This window comes from Priestia sp. FSL W8-0524 (genome assembly GCF_038005965.1).
In the GTDB taxonomy this organism is placed as follows: Bacteria; Bacillota; Bacilli; order Bacillales; family Bacillaceae_H; genus Priestia; species Priestia zanthoxyli.
Genome location: NZ_JBBOUG010000001.1, coordinates 1971623 through 1988749, shown reverse-complemented (window position 1 = coordinate 1988749; position 17127 = coordinate 1971623). Strand labels below are relative to the sequence as shown.

15 protein-coding genes are annotated in these 17127 nt (G+C 38.3%); 3 read left to right on the top strand and 12 right to left on the bottom strand.

Features of this window, described 5'->3' with window-relative positions:
- The first annotated feature begins 89 nt into the window (after positions 1-89).
- A complete protein-coding gene (locus NST66_RS09950; RefSeq protein WP_014460178.1) occupies positions 90-668 on the top strand; it encodes a DedA family protein in 579 nt (192 codons plus the stop codon).
- Positions 669-716: 48 nt separating this feature from the next.
- Here the strand turns inward: NST66_RS09950 and NST66_RS09945 are convergent, their stop codons facing one another.
- The 4 genes from NST66_RS09945 to NST66_RS09930 are packed head-to-tail and all read right to left on the bottom strand — an operon-like array spanning position 717 to position 4478.
- Complete coding sequence (locus tag NST66_RS09945) at positions 717-1196, bottom strand: RNA polymerase sigma factor (protein ID WP_028413409.1); 480 nt, start codon at positions 1194-1196, stop codon at positions 717-719.
- Between the two features lie 16 nt (positions 1197-1212).
- The gene (locus NST66_RS09940) at positions 1213-3222 is read right to left on the bottom strand and encodes a DUF6449 domain-containing protein (protein ID WP_182028765.1); all 2010 of its coding nucleotides are present in this window, start codon (positions 3220-3222) and stop codon (positions 1213-1215) included.
- Positions 3197-4096: an ABC transporter ATP-binding protein gene (locus tag NST66_RS09935; protein WP_028413411.1), complete on the bottom strand. Its 900-nt coding sequence runs from the start codon at positions 4094-4096 to the stop codon at positions 3197-3199. Before NST66_RS09935 ends, NST66_RS09940 begins: the two co-directional genes overlap by 26 nt.
- Positions 4089-4478, bottom strand: coding sequence for a GntR family transcriptional regulator (locus tag NST66_RS09930; RefSeq protein WP_013083081.1), 390 nt, complete (start codon positions 4476-4478; stop codon positions 4089-4091). The genes NST66_RS09935 and NST66_RS09930 overlap by 8 nt, the downstream gene beginning before the upstream one ends.
- Before the next feature lie 344 nt (positions 4479-4822).
- Between NST66_RS09930 and NST66_RS09925 the strand changes: the two genes are divergently transcribed.
- Positions 4823-5695 (top strand): selenium metabolism-associated LysR family transcriptional regulator, encoded by an 873-nt coding sequence (locus NST66_RS09925; protein WP_047751008.1) that lies wholly within the window; start codon positions 4823-4825, stop codon positions 5693-5695.
- Between the two features lie 35 nt (positions 5696-5730).
- Here the strand turns inward: NST66_RS09925 and NST66_RS09920 are convergent, their stop codons facing one another.
- The 4 genes from NST66_RS09920 to NST66_RS09905 form a co-directional block, all read right to left on the bottom strand.
- The gene (locus NST66_RS09920) at positions 5731-5937 is read right to left on the bottom strand and encodes a hypothetical protein (protein ID WP_162200721.1); all 207 of its coding nucleotides are present in this window, start codon (positions 5935-5937) and stop codon (positions 5731-5733) included.
- Positions 5938-6059: 122 nt separating this feature from the next.
- On the bottom strand, positions 6060-7259 hold the full coding sequence (locus tag NST66_RS09915) for an MFS transporter (protein ID WP_047751009.1): 1200 nt from the start codon (positions 7257-7259) through the stop codon (positions 6060-6062).
- Positions 7260-7478: 219 nt separating this feature from the next.
- On the bottom strand, positions 7479-7856 hold the full coding sequence (locus NST66_RS09910) for a PH domain-containing protein (RefSeq protein ID WP_028413413.1): 378 nt from the start codon (positions 7854-7856) through the stop codon (positions 7479-7481).
- Positions 7857-7920: 64 nt separating this feature from the next.
- A complete protein-coding gene (locus NST66_RS09905; RefSeq protein ID WP_340843293.1) occupies positions 7921-10068 on the bottom strand; it encodes a YhgE/Pip domain-containing protein in 2148 nt (715 codons plus the stop codon).
- Between the two features lie 110 nt (positions 10069-10178).
- On the opposite strand from NST66_RS09905, the gene NST66_RS09900 reads away from it, so the two are divergent.
- Positions 10179-11354 (top strand): alanyl-tRNA editing protein, encoded by a 1176-nt coding sequence (locus tag NST66_RS09900; protein WP_340843292.1) that lies wholly within the window; start codon positions 10179-10181, stop codon positions 11352-11354.
- Positions 11355-11395: 41 nt separating this feature from the next.
- Here the strand turns inward: NST66_RS09900 and NST66_RS09895 are convergent, their stop codons facing one another.
- From NST66_RS09895 to NST66_RS09880, 4 genes are all read right to left on the bottom strand, one after another.
- Positions 11396-12316, bottom strand: a complete 921-nt coding sequence (locus NST66_RS09895; protein ID WP_025752322.1) for a 1,4-dihydroxy-2-naphthoate polyprenyltransferase — start codon at positions 12314-12316, stop codon at positions 11396-11398.
- Positions 12317-12574: 258 nt separating this feature from the next.
- Positions 12575-12790, bottom strand: coding sequence for a hypothetical protein (locus NST66_RS09890; protein WP_154988833.1), 216 nt, complete (start codon positions 12788-12790; stop codon positions 12575-12577).
- Positions 12791-12935: 145 nt separating this feature from the next.
- Positions 12936-15548, bottom strand: a complete 2613-nt coding sequence (locus NST66_RS09885) for a helicase-related protein (protein ID WP_340843291.1) — start codon at positions 15546-15548, stop codon at positions 12936-12938.
- A gap of 199 nt (positions 15549-15747) precedes the next feature.
- Positions 15748-17109, bottom strand: coding sequence for a purine-cytosine permease family protein (locus NST66_RS09880; protein ID WP_340843290.1), 1362 nt, complete (start codon positions 17107-17109; stop codon positions 15748-15750).
- Positions 17110-17127: the final 18 nt, after the last annotated feature.

The following is a 17127-nucleotide window of genomic DNA, read 5'->3' as shown; positions in this document are numbered from 1 at the left end:
AAGTTGTGCGTACCTATACTTTATTTTTATTTTGAGCGAACACTGTGTGTCACTCTCTCGTATTCTAATCAAGAAAGGAGGAAGAAAACGTGATTGATCAGCTTATCGGAGCCATTAACCAATTAGGCTACGGATATTTCTTTTTTATCATTTTAGTCGGAGCCAACCTTACTCCTATTCCTGACCCGGTATATATTATGCTTGCAGGCAGCCAGGCTACGTCTCCATCCGTTCAGTATATTCCAGCTTTTATACTTACCTACAGCGGCATGATGCTTAGCTTATACCTCAAGTTTTTGATAGCCAGTCTTTTTTCAGCTCAGGCGCTTGCGCTATTAAAACGCCCGCGATGGGAAAAGAATGTCATGAAAGTTGAGCGAACGATTCAAGAATATGGATCTCACGCCATCATCGCAAGCTACTTTTTACCAGGAATGCGACATGTGATGCCTTTTTTTCTAGGGGCAAGCGGAATGAAGCATCGTCATTACATTAAAGTCTCATTTTCTTTTGGTTTCATTTGGACGCTGGCTTTATTTATTTTCGGTTCCTTTTTTAATACGACATCTTCTTATACTGATGTGATTGAGATCACTTTAGCTTTTTGTGCGATCAGTTTGATTATCTATGCCGTTCAAAGAAGAAAAATACGAAAAAAACAGCAGTAGTTTGTGTAAAAAAGTTCTTTTTCACAAACTGCTGCTGTTTCATTTATATTAAATGACTTCATTATATCCCTTCACAAAGTATTTGCGCGCGCGGTAAAGAGCTGATTTTAACGTAGTCATCTGCATATTTAATAACTCGGCAATTTCTTCATATTTAAATCCTAATCCATATTTTAATAGAAGCAAATTGCGATACTTAGGATTCAATTGATTTAAAATCGCCTGACATTCAGCCGCTTCTTCATTTCTGAGGACCTGCTGAATAGGCGTATACATAACGGGTTCTTCTTTGTAAGAAGACGTATAGCGGTCTTTCACTATTTTACGCCTGCCTAAATCACAGCGTTTATTTAATGCGACGCGAAACATCCAAGCTTTTATTTTTTCAGGATCGACCATTTCTTGTTTTTCTAAATATTTTAATGCTACTTCTTGCGTAATATCTTCAGCGTCTTGTCTATTCACACCATTTTTTAATAAATAAGCCAGCACCTGATTTAAATAATCTTGTAATTCCTCGCCGCACATAATAAGTTCTCCCTTGTTATTTTAGTTTTTCTTTTAGTTCTGCTGGCAGTTCATTTTCATTCAACATATAAATCTGAGGAGTATCTACTTGGTCTTTGTAATAAAAAGCAACAAGATAATCTCCCGTGTCTCGTAAGTTCGCATGTTGAAGAAGTGTTTCTACCTGCTGATTGTTTTTTACTTTAATTGCTTTCTCATCCTTCATTAGAGATGTAAACTCTTCTTGAAGACGATAATCGTTTTTAAGATGAGAAGAATTTTTAAACACTTCGGTTTTTTCTACGTCCTTTGGCATGAGACGAGCACGTTCATATAAACCCTCTTTTTTCAGCCATGCTTCTACTTCGCTATAAGACTTATCCCAAGATGCAGTTTGTACGTACTGTCCTTTTCCATCCATAAACTCAATTGAAGCCCAGCTTTCTTTTGTGCTGTACATTTCATCAAACGTTTCATTCATCATCGACTGTTTGACTACGTGTATAAGTTCTTGTACTTTATCTGGATTTGTAATGTTGATTGAATTTGACTTTCCTTGAACAGAAAAACTCACGCTTTTAATTTTATCCGTGTTTTTTGTTCGTAAAAGCGGATGGAAATTTTCTTTGTATTCTTTTGTTTCTGCAATTTCTTTATAAAAAGCTTTATAGTCTGAAAATGGAATAAAGTATTCTCGGACCATTTGTTTTCCATTTTTTAATTTATAAGCAAATACAGCCATTTTACCGTTTCTGCTTTCTATTTCACTTTGTTTATCAGGATCCAGCTTCTTATCTTTAGATGCTGTAATTTGTTTTTGCAGCTGACGAACACTCTGAATCGTTTCTTTACTTGTATAGTAATATGGAGCTTCATAATAGCCATTCATTCCATTTGCATAGTTTTCAGGTTTATCAGTCAATGGATATATATCTTCATCGAAATATACACTTTCAATCTCTGAAGCTGCCGGTACTTTAGTAGAGTAGCCAAATACATCTAAATGAATGATAAAGCCCACAATAGCTGCGGCTATAACAAAGCCTAGATACCCTTTCCATTTCGTAAAGATCCGCCACGTTTTATTTAAGATAATTTGAGCAACGATATAACCTATTAATGAACCAATAATATAGCCCACGACCATCCATGAAAATTCACCTTTCATGCTAATAAAGTAAAATCCGCCTAACATGAGTGAACAAGCGGTTACTCCGTATACGAATACCGGTTTTAACCAGCTAACTGAAATGGTTTGCGTAGCAGCTTCTACTTTTCTTTTTTGGTAGGTGATTAAAGCAATGATGTAAAATAAGACAATGAGCCCAATATAAACAAATGCACTAGTAGAAAAGCTTTTATGAGCTACCATTTGCGCTACGTGTGAAAACGGAACAAGGCTGTCAACATTTTTGTTCACGTAATAGTCATACGCATAACCGTACCAGTAAAACTTTACATTAGATACAGCTAAATAAGAGATTCCGCCGGGTAGAAGAAATAGAACATATAAAAAGATTCCTTGGAGGACAGACATTCCGGTGAACATTCCCGCTAAAACAGTTCCAGTCAGCACAAATAAGTTAATTAAAATACTGTAACCGACCCAGCTTAGAACATCTCCTGTTGTATAAACATCCTCAACGGTTAAAACTCCTTTAACGGCAAAAGTAACGACTCCCGTAATTAAAATAGGAACAACTAAAACCAACGCGCCCAGAAGCATATTTTGATGAAACAGCGTAGAACGCTTAATTGGTAAACTATGAATATAGTCAGCCGCAATCTTCGTTTGGATATATCTAAATAGAAAAATACCAAGTAACACTGGTACAACAAACATAAACACAAATTCCAGCCCATCCAATACGTTAAATAGCGTATCTGGTTTTTCTATATAAGGCTCTACCTTTCCTGTGAAAGTAAAAATCAGTTGTAAAGGTAAAGCGAACAGCAGTACTAGCAAATATACAAGCCCAATCCATCCCACGTTTCTCATGGATTGAATCCACATGCCGCGGTTAAACGATGATGTTTTCGATTGCATAACCCACATCCCCCATTTCATAAATAAAGATTTCTTCCAGCGTAAGTGGCAAGATGTCAAAAATTAAAGGCTTATACGATCGGACTTTGTTTACTAAGTGATTTTCTTTTCCTCGAACAATACAAAGCAAGACGCTTCCTCGTTTTTCTTGATATAAAATGTCTAGCGTGTCATAAAGCGCTAGCGGCACATCTCCTTCAAATGCAACTTGAATTTTGTGCACATCAGACTTTAAATCATCCAGCTCTTTTTCAATTAATAATTGACCGTGATGCAAGATGCCTACATGATCACAAAGATCTTCTACTTCTCGCAGGTTATGTGACGAAATTAAAATCGTCATTTCCCGTTCTGCCACGTCTTGAACAAGAAGGTTTTTAATTTTTTGACGCATTACCGCATCTAAACCGTCGAGCGGCTCATCTAAGATAAGTACATCAGGCATAGCAGACAGCGCTAACCAAAATCCTACTTGACGCTGCATTCCCTTGGACATTCTATGTACCTTTTTATGTAATTGAATTGGGAAAGCTTCTTTTAATTTTTGGAACCGTTCTTCGTTCCAAGTCGGATAGACGCTTCTATAAAAAGACGCTAATTGCTTAATCGTTGTTTGAGGGAAAAAATAAAGAGAATCTGGCATAAAAATAATACGTTCTTTTAAACCAACGTTTTCGAATACTTCCTCGCCGTCTATGGCAATCTTTCCGTGATCCTGCTTGTAAATACCTGCAATGATTTTTAATAGCGTTGTTTTCCCTGCCCCGTTGGAGCCAAGCAGTCCGTAAATAGATCCTTTTTTTATAGAAAGCGTGACGTCTCTTAGAGCTTCCATTTCTTCAAACTCTTTTTTTATCGCCTTCAGTTCAATCACTATCGCTTCCTCCTTTTACTGCTTTTTCAGCCTGTGAAATAAGTGATAGAATTTCATCTTTGTCCATTCCTAAATACATAGCTTCTGCCAACAGCTTTACTAATTCTTCTTTCATCTTTTTCACCTTCTCGTTATTTAGTGTATCAACTTGAGGCGTTACAAAACTTCCTTTGCCTGGAACTGAATAAATATAGTTTTGATGTTCTAGTTCACGATACGCTTTTTGAATTGTATTTGGATTAATCGTTAATTCTTTTGCTAACAGCCGAACAGATGGAAGCTTTTGATCAGCCTTAAAGACTTCATGAATAATAAGCTCTTTCAATTTATCTACTAATTGCTCGTATATCGGCTTACGACTACGAATATCTAAATCGAACATAGTCTGCCTCCCTTCATCTACCCAAAATCATGATGTGTGTACTAGGTGTATTAACTGTATTACTTGTCGCATTACAGTTAATATTATAGTATGTTTTCTGGAAAAAACAAGTACTTTTTTTACTTTTGTTACAAATAGATGACAAAAAAGTGTTTAATAGCTTTATAGATGAAACAAAAATAACTGTAAACAAATTGCGCAGGCCGCCTTCGTTGCAAGCTAACATACTCCTTTAAGTCAGCACCTTGTTTTACTTTTCTTAACCAAGTGCCTCTAGTTATTACCATAATAATGTTTTATAATGTTTATAATTAATTTTTTTAATATAAAAGGAGCCATACTCTATGTACTATGATGCGTTAAAGACGTTTGTTTCTGTTGTAGAAGAGCAAAGCTTTACAAAAGCTGCGGAAAAATTAATGATTTCACAGCCAAGCGTAAGCGTACACATCAAAAATCTCGAAAAAGAATTTCAAACTTCCCTGTTCCTGCGTTCACCTAAAATGTTAAAAATCACACCCAGCGGCGAAATTTTATACGATCGTGCTAAACAAATGATTCAAATATATGAGCATACGAAACGAGATATTTACGAACACCATCACCGTGTCAAAGGAATGCTAACGATTGGCGCCAGCTTTACAATTGGCGAATATATTCTTCCTTCCTTTTTAGCAAAGCTTCGTGAACAATATCCTGATATTGATGTAGAAGTGACGATCGGTAATACAAAAGAAATTGCTCAGCTTGTTCGTCATTTCAAAGTGGATGTAGGGCTTATTGAAGGTCACACGGAAGAGTCCGATTTACATATTCAGTCCTTTATGGACGATGAGCTTGCCATCGTTGCGTCAGTGGATCACCCTTTAGCTCAGCTTAAAAGAGTAGAAATTGATGATTTACAAAACCAGCGGTGGGTAGCGCGTGAAAAAGGCTCTGGAACAAGAGAATATTTAGATCACGTTCTAATGTCCAACGGTTTAAAAATGAAAAGCATGCTAACGATCAGCAGCAATCAAGGAATTAAAGAAGCGATTGTTCACGATTTAGGAATGTCTGTACTCTCGCTTTGTGCTATTAAAGAAGATGTAGAACAAAAGCACCTATCGATTCTCAATGTTAACACCGCTCCTTTTAAGCGCCGCTTTTCTTATATCTATCCTGCTAACAGCGCTCATAAAAAAGTAGCGGAGCTTTTTATCCAGCTTTTAAACTAGGGAATGAAATTAAGACATAACTAAATTACTTCAATCTAAAGACTAAAGTAGCTAGTATAAATTACTTGCGACACCGCAGTTGATTTCCGTGCAAGACTTCGCTTTCCGCGGGCGTCCGTTGAGCCTCCTCGTCGCTTCCGCTCCTGCGGGGTCTCACCTGTTCCGCTTTCCCGCAGGAGTCTCCGTCTTGCCCTCCAATCAGCTGCTAGAAGGAACGAAACAGATGAAACTATGTTCACCATAACAAAAAAAACGAACCACTAATCAAACATGTTGATCAATGGTTCGTTTTTCACTTGGGCTAAAATCCTTTTGTACCGGCCTCTTTTTTTAAATCAATAGAGCTATATGTCTTTACATTTTCTTAGTGAACGTGCGTCTGCTGAGCCGGCATTTTTGATAAACGAACAGCTAAGAAAAAGGCTGTTGTAAGAAACACACCAATTAGAGCAATCACACCTTTCCAGCCGTACGCGCTCCAGCATAAGCCAGCCGCAGTCCCTCCAATGCTCGATCCTGCATAGTAAAAAAACAAATACAAAGACGAAGCCTGCGCTTTGTCATGCGTTGCTCTTCTTCCTACCCAGCTGCTGGCGATGGAGTGACTTCCGAAAAAGCCAAACGTCAGCAGCAAAAGCCCGGTAATTTTTATCCATAAAACGGGATGCAGCGTAACGATTGAACCTATAAGCGTAACAGCAATCGTACATAACAGCACCTTTTTCCGGCCGTATCGATCCGCCAGCGTCCCCATCCAGACTGAGCTGAATACTCCAACAAAGAAAATAACAAAAATAAAACTTACAAGTGTATGATTCCAAGAATACGGAGGAGCAGATAAAGCGTATCCAATATAATTGTATAAAGCTACATTACTTCCAAGCAGTGCAAAACCAATAGCAAAAAGACAAAGCATTCCTTTATCTTGAAGATGACTGCGAAGAGAGCCGGTAAGCTGACGAAGTTCAAATGACCGGGAAGTAAAGTTCTGTGAATCAGGCAAGTTCATAAAAAAAACAAATGTGGCCAATAAGCTGATTGCGCTTACAACATCAAGAGCTACAGACCAGTTAAAATACTCCGTAAGCACTCCTGTCATAAGCCTTCCCGCTACGCCTCCAAAGGCGTTTCCGCTTATATAAATCCCCATCGCTTTTCCTAAACTTCCGGGTTCAATTTCTTCTCCTAAGTAAGCCATGGCCACAGAAGGCAGTCCTGCTAACACGATTCCTTGAATAACGCGAAAAACTAACAGCGTTTCAAAGGTAGAGCTAAATGCTGTCATGATGCATAGCAATGACGCAAAAATTAACGATAGGCCCATCAGTTTCTTTCGTCCCCACACTTCCGACAAAGAACCTAAAAAAAGCATACTAACCGCAAGCGTGATGGTCGTTAACGAAAGAGATAAACTTGCAAACGCCGGAGATATCCCAAATTCTCTAGAAAATTCAGGTAAAATGGCCTGTGTACAATATAAAATTGAAAATGTGTTGAAGCCTGCTGCAAAAAGCGCAACATTTGTTTTGCGAAAAGCCGATGTTCCAATTACGGTATAGCTCACAGTTGGTCACTTCCTTTTTTCTCTAAAAAAAGCATATCACGGTTTTTTTATTCTGTATAATTCATTATGTAAATCGTTTTCATGCATTTTGGTAATGAGTAAAGTGAAAATAGGAATGGACAACAGCCTGAGTATTTTCAAACGACTGTATGCAAGACTGCTATGCTTTCTTGTTTTACACACAAAAAAAGTCGAGCCAATTTTTCATGGCTCAACTTTTTAATTCAATACATAAGATGCTAATACTTTTTGCACGTCGTAAATGCTTTTATCTTTACGAAATTCTTTTGAGATTGGCGCGCTAGAACCAGATACCCAAATATTTAATTCGGCATCTAAATCGAACGTTCCAGCCGTTTCTACGCTAAAATGTGTAATCGTTTTATAAGGAATGGAATGATAATCTGTTTTCTTTCCCGTCACTCCTTGTTTATCAACGATAATTAAACGTTTCGTCGTAAACACCATTAAATCGCGAATGACTTTATACGCTTGTTCCACTCGCTCGTTGGCAATTAAAATGTTTTGTAAATCTTTTTCAGTTCCTCTTATATCTGCTTCTGATGCATTTCCTAATAGTCCATCTAATATACCCATGCTTATCACTCCTTTCTATCTACACTACCGCATTTTGTTCTGTCTGGAAACCCAAAACGTTTTTTTAATGAATTAATTTACTTTCACGCGCTTTTTTTGTTAATTTTGCACTCGTTTTACTAAGAGGCTTGTGAAGAAAAATGCCAACGAGCAGCACGCCAAGCCAAATGCAAAGTAGAACCGTAACGTCTTTTCTTACAATATCCGCTAACATGCCTCCCACAACTTCTCTCATCATGCTTATTGCATACGTAAATGGTAAAAACGGATTGAGTGCTTGGAAAAAAGCAGGCACGACTTGAATCGGAAATGTACCGCCTGCAGCAGAAAGCTGAAGCACAAGCAAAACAATCGCCATCGCTTTTCCTGCATTGCCAAATATCGCAACAAGCGTATAGACAATCGTCATAAACACTAAGCTGCACAGCAAGCCTAAAAAGATAAAAGGCACTTTGTCTACGACGTACGTTTTGATTAAAAATAAATCGCCTAGCGTCACAATAAAAGCTTGCACAAGAGCAATAGACAAAAACGTTAAAAGTCTTCCAAGATAGACTTCATAGCTTTTGAAACGCTCTTCATCAGCTACTTCTACGCTTAAAATTGAAACTAACAGCAAAGCCCCGACCCACAAGCAAAGCGTTGTGTAAAACGGTGACATAGCCGACCCGTAGTTCGGAATAGGATAAAGTCTTTCTTCTTTTAAAAGAACCGGCTTAGCAAAAAAATCACTTTCTTTTTGCACATCGTTTTTTAACAAATTAATAATATCTTCAATGTTTTCTTTTCGCTGAAATTCGCGTATTTTATCCGCTATATTGTGCACGTTTTGTTCAATTCGCGGAAAGTCTTTTGTTATTTTCGCAAGCTCCTGCTGTCCGAGCAAAATGCCACTCGCTGTTTTAGACAGCACGTTCGAAACATCCGGCATGCTTTTATTAGCTTCATCAAGCAGTGCGTTTGCGCTTGCTGTTTTATCTTTCGCTTCTTTGATAGCTTGTTCAACAGCCGGCACAATCGTAGAAGAATACGAATTCGTTAACGTATTTAATTTAGAAACAGCTTGGTCGGTGCGAGAACTGAATTTCTCAAGCACACTTGGATCTGGTGCATCTCCATTTTTTGTTTGCTGCTGCAAGTCGTTTACATCCGGCAGCTGCTGCTGTAAAAGCGTATGTACACTTTTTATTTGATTAATAACCGGTGAAAGAACGTTCCCTTGAGACACCGCATTTAAATCCGTAAGAAGCGTAAGAATTTCTCCTGTGTCAGCAACTTGTTTTGTTAACTGCACTTTTAGCTGTTCCGCTGCTGCGCTGACTTCAGCCGGGGCTATATCTTTTTCCATCAGCTGATTCTTCAATTCTTGAACTCCGAGAGCTCGCTGTTGAACACGGTGCAGCGTTTCGCTGATCGTTGGCTCAGCGTTTTTTAACACTTCATCGCTTTTAGTTAAAAAAGTGTTTAGCTGCTGAGTCATCTGTGCGCCGTCAGCTGTTAATCTCTCTACTTCAGGAAGAGCGGCCTGAGCTTTCGATACAATAGCTCCAGCTTTTTGAGTGGTGTCATTCGCTTCATTAATTACTTTTTTAATTTCAGGAAGACGATTTTCAAGCTCAAAAATCCGTTGTTCAACTTGTTGAATGGTCGGTAAATCCCGCTGCAGGGTAATACCTAGTTCGTTAAAAACAGAAAAAATGGCTCCATTCGCTGTTTTGACGAATTTTTCACTAATCTGTTGTGTTAAGCTGCTGGCTCCTTTGCTTGTAATTTTAGGCGCTACGGCGTTTATTTTTTCGTTTACTTTGTAAATAATGACCGGCTTTTCCAAACGATCTTGAAGAACGGTACCAAGCTTTTGTGAAAAATCTTTTGGAATAACAATACTTGCATAATAGTCTCCGTGCTTTACTCCGTGATCAGCTTTTTCTTTGGAGACAAACGTCCATCCAAGCGTTTTATTTTTCTTTAACGTTGCAATAATATCTTTTCCCACGTTTACGTGCTGCCCTCTTATCGTAGAACCTTCGTCTTCGCTCGTTACTGCAATGGCAATACCTTCAGTCCGCCCGTATGGATCCCAAGATGCTTTTATATTAAACCATGCGTAAAAAGACGGCAGAATCATAAGCGTCAGCACAATGATAATCATCGCCCAATTGGTGAAAATTCTTTTTAAATCGCGCGTATAAATATAAACAGTATTTTTCATATGTCCCACCCAGTTTTATTGTTACAAGTTAGCTTATCCATGTTCGAAGAAACATATTTCTGATACTATAGAAAAAGTTAGATATGGTTTTAGTAGAAAGGATGATGAACATGACAGAAAGACTTTATTATAGCAATCCCTACACAAAAACGTGGGAAACAGAAGTGACAGAGACGCGCGCTCTTTCAACTGGCTACGCATTAACGTTAAAACAAACCGCTTTTTATCCAGAAGGCGGCGGACAGCCTTCTGACTACGGTACTATTGCCGGAATCGACGTAAAAGATGTTTACGAAGAAAATGGAGAAGTCTATCATCTCGTCGATACACTGCCTGCACAAACGAACGTCACGTGTGAAATTGATTGGCACCGCCGCTTTGATCATATGCAGCAGCATAGCGGACAGCACTTACTTTCGGCTCTATTAATCGATACATATGATATTCACACCGTTAGCTTTCACTTAGGAAGCGAAGCAGTCTCTATCGATTTAAATGTACCTCAGTTATCTCATGAGCAGCTATTACACATTGAAAAAGTTGTAAACAATGCTATTTACAGCAACCGCCCCATTAAAACGTACGAAGTGAAAAAGGAAGACTTACATACTCTTGCGCTTCGCAAAGTGCCCGAGCTAGAAGACGAAGTGGTACGCATCGTAGAAATTGAAGGCATTGATGTTTCTGCCTGCTGCGGTACTCATGTGAACCAAATTGGAGAGCTGGGTCTCATTAAACTTACGAAAACAGAAAAGCAGCGCGGCAATACACGCCTCTTTTTCAAATGCGGTATGCGTGCATTAGCTGATTATCAGCAGTCTCAAGAAATCGTAGCAGAACTTAGCAACAAATTCAGCACAAGCCGTGAATTAGTTGTAGAACGAATTAAAAAATTGGAGACTGAACAAAAAGAGCTGCAAAAACAACTAGAAGAATTAAAAAATGAAAATGCAGCTTTTTTAGCAAATGAATTAGAAGCAAAAAAAGAAGGATCATTTCTGTACCATCACTTTGAAAACCGTACATTAAAAGATGTGCAAGCTTTGACAAAGCAGCTGCTTCAAACGCCTGATACGACGCTTCTTTTTGCTTTTTCAAGTGATCAAAAAGTTTTACTGGCTCACAGCGGCAGTGAGGTAAAATGCGGAGAGCTTTATAAAGAGCTGCTTCCGCTTTACGATGGAAAAGGCGGCGGCGGACCAAAACAAGCTCAAGCCAGCTTTTCATCTTCTGAAAATATGAACGCATTTCTTAGCGCAGTAAAAGAAAAAATAACTGGAGCATAACAAAAAGCCTGTCTTTAAAAAGACAGGCTTTTTCAACACAATCAGCTTACTAAATAGCCAATTAATAACCCAATTGATAAAGTAAATCCAAAAAACGTATTTGTTTGAGCAGTTGCTTTCATTGCAATAAGCTCTCCGCGTACAAATGCTTGTACGGCTTGAATTGGCTTAGGTGCACTAAGAAACACTAAGAAAATCCAAGGGCTAATATCGAAAAATACAACTAATGCAACGGTCCAAATATACGCAATGCCAAACAAAGCAGCTAAAAATCTAATTGCATTTTTAGAACCTAATAAAATAGCTAGCGTACGTCGTCCGCCTTTTGTATCTTCTTCTATATCACGAATGTTGTTAGACAAATTAATCGCGCCTACTAAAATCGCAATAGGGAGTGATACAAAGATGCTTTCAGACGTTACGGTATTCGTTTGAATAAAAAATGAAATCAACACGAACATCGCGCCCATGCACAGACCTGAAAATAACTCTCCAAACGGCGTATACGCAATCGGAAGCGGTCCGCCTGTATACAAATAACCAATCGCCATACCTACTAATCCAACTAAAGCAAGCCACCAGCTGCTGTTTGCACATATATATACGCCTAAAATAAGAGCAATTCCATAAGAAATCAGTGCTAAATTTAATACCGTTTTCGGCTTCATTCCGTGTCTGACGATGGCTCCTCCAATTCCTACGGAGTCTTCTGTGTCTAACCCGCGTTTAAAATCATAGTACTCGTTAAATAAGTTCGTCGCAATTTGAATCCACAAACATGAAAAAAGCATCGCTAGGAACATCCAAACGTTCACATGGCCATAAAACATAGCTAGAACTGTTCCAATCAAAACGGGTACAAACGATGCCGTTAACGTATGAGGACGGGTTAATTGCCACAAAATTTTCCCTTTACTGTACTGCTCGACTGCAGCTTTGTTTTCTTTGTTATGACTTGTCATCATCCTCTTCCCTTCTATTACGAACCGTATCTCTATTTAAAAGTGCTGCTTTTAACATAATGAATGATAGCAAACTTACTCTAAGACAATACACGTCCGCCCAACAAAAAAATCACGGAATCCTTTAAAATATAAGTTCCATCTTATATCATAATAATTTATTGCTCTTTTTACAAGATGACCGCTTATACATTTCCGGCTTTTTTCTACAAAAATCTGCTTTGACACGGAAATTCATAGGAAAAAGATAAAAAACCTTTATGAAAAATGAGATTGAGACATAACTACATCAATGCCATCTAAAGAAGCACAAATGGGATACACGAGCTGAACAGCTTGTGACCCCGCAGCTGATTTCCGTGCAAGACGTCGCTTTCCGCGGGCGGCCGCTGAGCCTCCTCGTCGCTTACGCTCCTGCGGGGTCTCACCTGTTCCGCTTCTCCCGCAGTAGTCTTTGCCTTGCCCTCCAATCAACTGCTAGAAGGAACGAAACACATGAAAGCTACCTTCACAATAAAAAAAGCCGAACGAATTGGATTCTCAATCGAGAATCGAACTCGGTCGGATCTTCCTTTAACTAACATACGTTCATACAAGCCTCTTTTTTTATCACTACATCTTAGTAATTAAAATCGTCGTCCCCATGTCTTCTGCGGAACCTTTTATGAAAACACGAATCGCATATCGCATGATCATGATTCCAAGGAAGGTCTTTAGAACAAGCACTGCACGTTCTTTTAAATTTTTTCATATCTTTTCTTAATACGTTATGGATTTTATCTGTAAGCTCTTCTCGGACACGCTCCCAGTAAATAGCTTCCGGTCTTCTATCCATTCGATATAAAAATAAAAGATGCAGGCCAATCGCCTTATAAGACAGCTCTAATTTTTCCAGTGAACCTTCTATTATCCTTGGTTCAGGTAACTCTTCTCTGTTAACAATTGCATTCATGCTAGCCACCCACTGCTTTTTCAAAGAGCTTTCTTTTGCTGAAAACGGCAGCTGCAAGTAGCCGTATAAATCAACAATTGGCATTTTCGCCTCAATCAGCGTGTCTTTCACTTCCTCATAAAGCTCACGTTCTTGTGCCAAGTTTGATTTTTGTGTACCTTTTGGATTTTTAAATTTAGCCCACATGTCAAAAAACGTTCCGAGGTCATGATGATATTCTTTAAATCTTCTTAGCATATCTGAAGTAGGCGCAATTGAAAATTTGCTAATTTGCTCGTCTGCTGAAAATAACAGTTCTCTCATTTGCTTTGCATCTTTAGCGAATGCAACTTCTCCCACATTATAGAGACCCTTTCTTCCAGCACGACCTGCAATTTGCTTTAACTCTTGAGAAGTCAGCAACCTCCGTTTTTGCCCATCAAATTTCATGTTTTCTAAAAGAACAATTCGTCTAATTGGAAGATTTAACCCCATTCCGATCGCATCTGTAGACACAATGACAGTTGTTTCTCTATTAATGAACTGCTCAATTTGTTTTCTTCTTGTTTCAGGCGGCATACTTCCATAAATCACGCTCACTTTGTGACCATCTTTTTCTAGCTTAGCTGCTGTCTGGAGCACCTTTTTACGCGAGAAAACAATTAAAGCATCTGCGGGTTTCACTTGTTCAATTTTGAAATTTCGAAGATCTACTTTTAAAGGTATATCTCTTTCGTACTCATGAATTTCTGAGATTACACCGTCTAACATCTCTTCTAACATACTTCGAATGCTTAAACTTCCGATCACATGAACTTGTTTGGCATTAGCTCGGGTTATGGCTTTATACCATGAAAACCCCCGATCTCGGTCTTGAATCATCTGTGCTTCATCAATTACGGTTACATCGCCATGTTCTAATTCACTAAACATTTCTACGGTGCCGGCCATGTGCTGAGCATCTTCAACAACCTTTTCTTCTTCACCTGTTTTTAACGAACAAGCAACTCCGTCTTTGTTCAGCTTTTCAAAGACTTCTAAAGCTAACAGGCGAAGCGGCGCTAAGTAGCTACCTGAAGCAGCTTTCTTTAAGGACTTTAATGCTGTATACGTTTTTCCTGTGTTTGTATCACCGAGATGAAGAATGTATTCCGTTTCTTTTCTTGGATCCATTTCGTATTCTGCACCAAAAATATAATTTAACTGTCGCTGTTCTTCTTCAATCAGCTTTTTCTTTTCTTCACGTTCACGTTCTTGTTGTAATCGTCTTTCTTCCAGCTGCTGTGTGTATCTCTCTTGATGTTCTTCGATTGTTAAATTGTGATCTGAAACTTCCAGTACATCGGAAAGCTTTTCTTCTACAAGCATTCTTTTATATTCATAGACCAAATCCGATAAATCACTTCTGAGTGCTTTTATAATATCCATTCGTGTTACCGAATCATTTGTATAAGATTTATACTCTTCTTTAAATGAAGCAGGAAGGTCATCCATAATCATAGTTGGAATGATTTCATAAATTTTATCGGTGATAAATACCTCGTATACATCTTCATACGTTTCAAACAATATAATCGTTGAATATCTGTCTAATTCTGAGCTTACGTTCCCGGTGAGCTCTTGAAAAAAGTCATGAACCGTTTCATAATCATGACGTGTTAAATCACCGTTTTCTATTAATTCATCTTCAAGCTCAGTATGCGGCGCATAGTTTTCAATATACTTTGAGTTTGTTTCAATGTCTTTTAATAGCTGTTGTGAAAGCTTTTCTCTTATATGTAGGTAATACAGCTCTTTGTTTACTTCCAAAATAGGAGCTGCTTCTAAATTTAACTGTAATTGATATCTGGCTTTTCGATCATTAATACTTTGCTGTCTTTCTTTCTCTTTTCTTTCTTCTTCTTTTTTGGCAAATTCAACTCTTGCTTCTCCGTATAGAGATAGCCACTCTGCTTTATTACCCTTTCCGTACTGCTTTTCTAACCAAGAAAAAGCATCAAATTCTATACCTTTTCTCGTTTCTTTAGCAAATAACTTATCGATAGCTTGGGGTTTATATCCTTTTATCTCAAAGCCTCTTTCTGTTAAATACGATCTTCTGTTTTTCTTAGATACAGAAGAAACAACTATTTTTCTCCACGCAGTCCCCCAGGCTTTTTTAATAAAAGAGTGCCTGTCTGTTAAATACGTCTCTAAATCCGGACATTCTTCTTGTTCACCTAATACGCTTTTTATATCCTGTAGCAATGTATGCTTAGTTTTTTCAATGGCCCTGCTTTGAATAGCCTCTAATTCGAGCATAAAATTCTCCTTTGGAAAGTTTTCCTACATTTATTATAGAAAAGACCCCTTATAGAATCAAATACATTGTTACCACTTAGATTAAGAACTTCTCTTCCCCATGCTTTTGCTTATTCCTCACCTATTTTCAAGACAAAAAGCTCCTTTAAACAGGAGCTTTCAATATATTTTAGATAATTCAGTCTTTTTTAAATATCTATCAAGCATTTTTGTCGATTCCCTTTGAGTAAGTGATGGAGAGCTGTGAAAGCTTGGTGAACAATACGTGTAAAACACCTGTAAATAAAAAAGCTAAGATTGTTGCTCCTGTGGCTAGCGGGTGAACGTACGTAAAATAGTAGGCAAATACAGCCCCCACTACGTATGATAGATACACATGAAGGTTAAATCCTTTTGTATACCAATATATTTTATTTTCCTTATCTAAAATAGCTGAAATGTCATAGTGTTTTCGGCGAATGATATAGTAATCAACAAGAACAATCGCAATAATAGGAATAAATAAGACGCCGATCATAAGCAAAAAGCTTTGAAAATTTGTCATTAACCACTCTTTTAATAAAGAACCTAGGACTGTGACAACTCCCACTGTTAGTGCCGGTATCCAAAAGCGCTGCTTTGGAAAAATAGACAAATAAGACATTGTTGCGCTATATAGTACCATTACGTTGGTTGACAACACCGATAAAAAAATGACGATGGCTGCTACTAATCCCAACAGCGGACTATATGCGCCAATTAAATTTACTGGGTCATACGTTTGCGTCATATTTCCGAGAATTGAAAAGCCGGAAACCGTTGCGCCTAATCCCATCGCAATCAAAGTCGCAACGTTATAGCCTAAATACGTTCCCGCAATGCCCGTTTTTTCAGATTTACAGTTTCGATTATAATCGCAAACAATAGGAATCCACGTAAAAGCTGTAGCTACTACAATATCAAAAGCTAACATTCCTGTAATACCAGGATTTTCGCTTGCTTTCATTTGAATTAATTTTGCTGCATCAAATTCGATAAACAAATAGCTAAACACAACGGTTGCTAAAATGACCATTAGCGTAGCTACTAACTTTTCCGTTGCTTCAATACCTTTGTGTCCGTATATAGAAATAGCTACTACTAGTACTTGAGTAAGAATCGTAAATAGATTGATATTGCTGTAACCGGTCAAAAAGGTGACGGCATGATTTAAACTTAGCCCTGCCATGTAGGCTTGAATCCATGCCCATCCTATTAATGTAATAAGATTAACAGCAGCAGGAAGCATAGCCCCTCTTTGTCCAAAAGCAGGTCTCATCAAAACCATGGTTGGAAGACCGGTTCGAGTTCCGATATTCCCCATCAGCACGAGCGGTATGGCACCAACTAAAGAGCCAAGCACAATCACAAATAATGCCTTTAAAAAGGTCATATCGGGTACAAACAGCATTCCCGTAAAAACGGTCGTTACTACCACATTGGCTCCTATCCACATGGAAAATGTAGAGAAGAAGCCCATACTTCTTTTATTCATTGCAATCGGCTGCACATCATCATGGGCGAGACCACTTTTTGTTGTCATCCCTTTTCCACCTTTCAC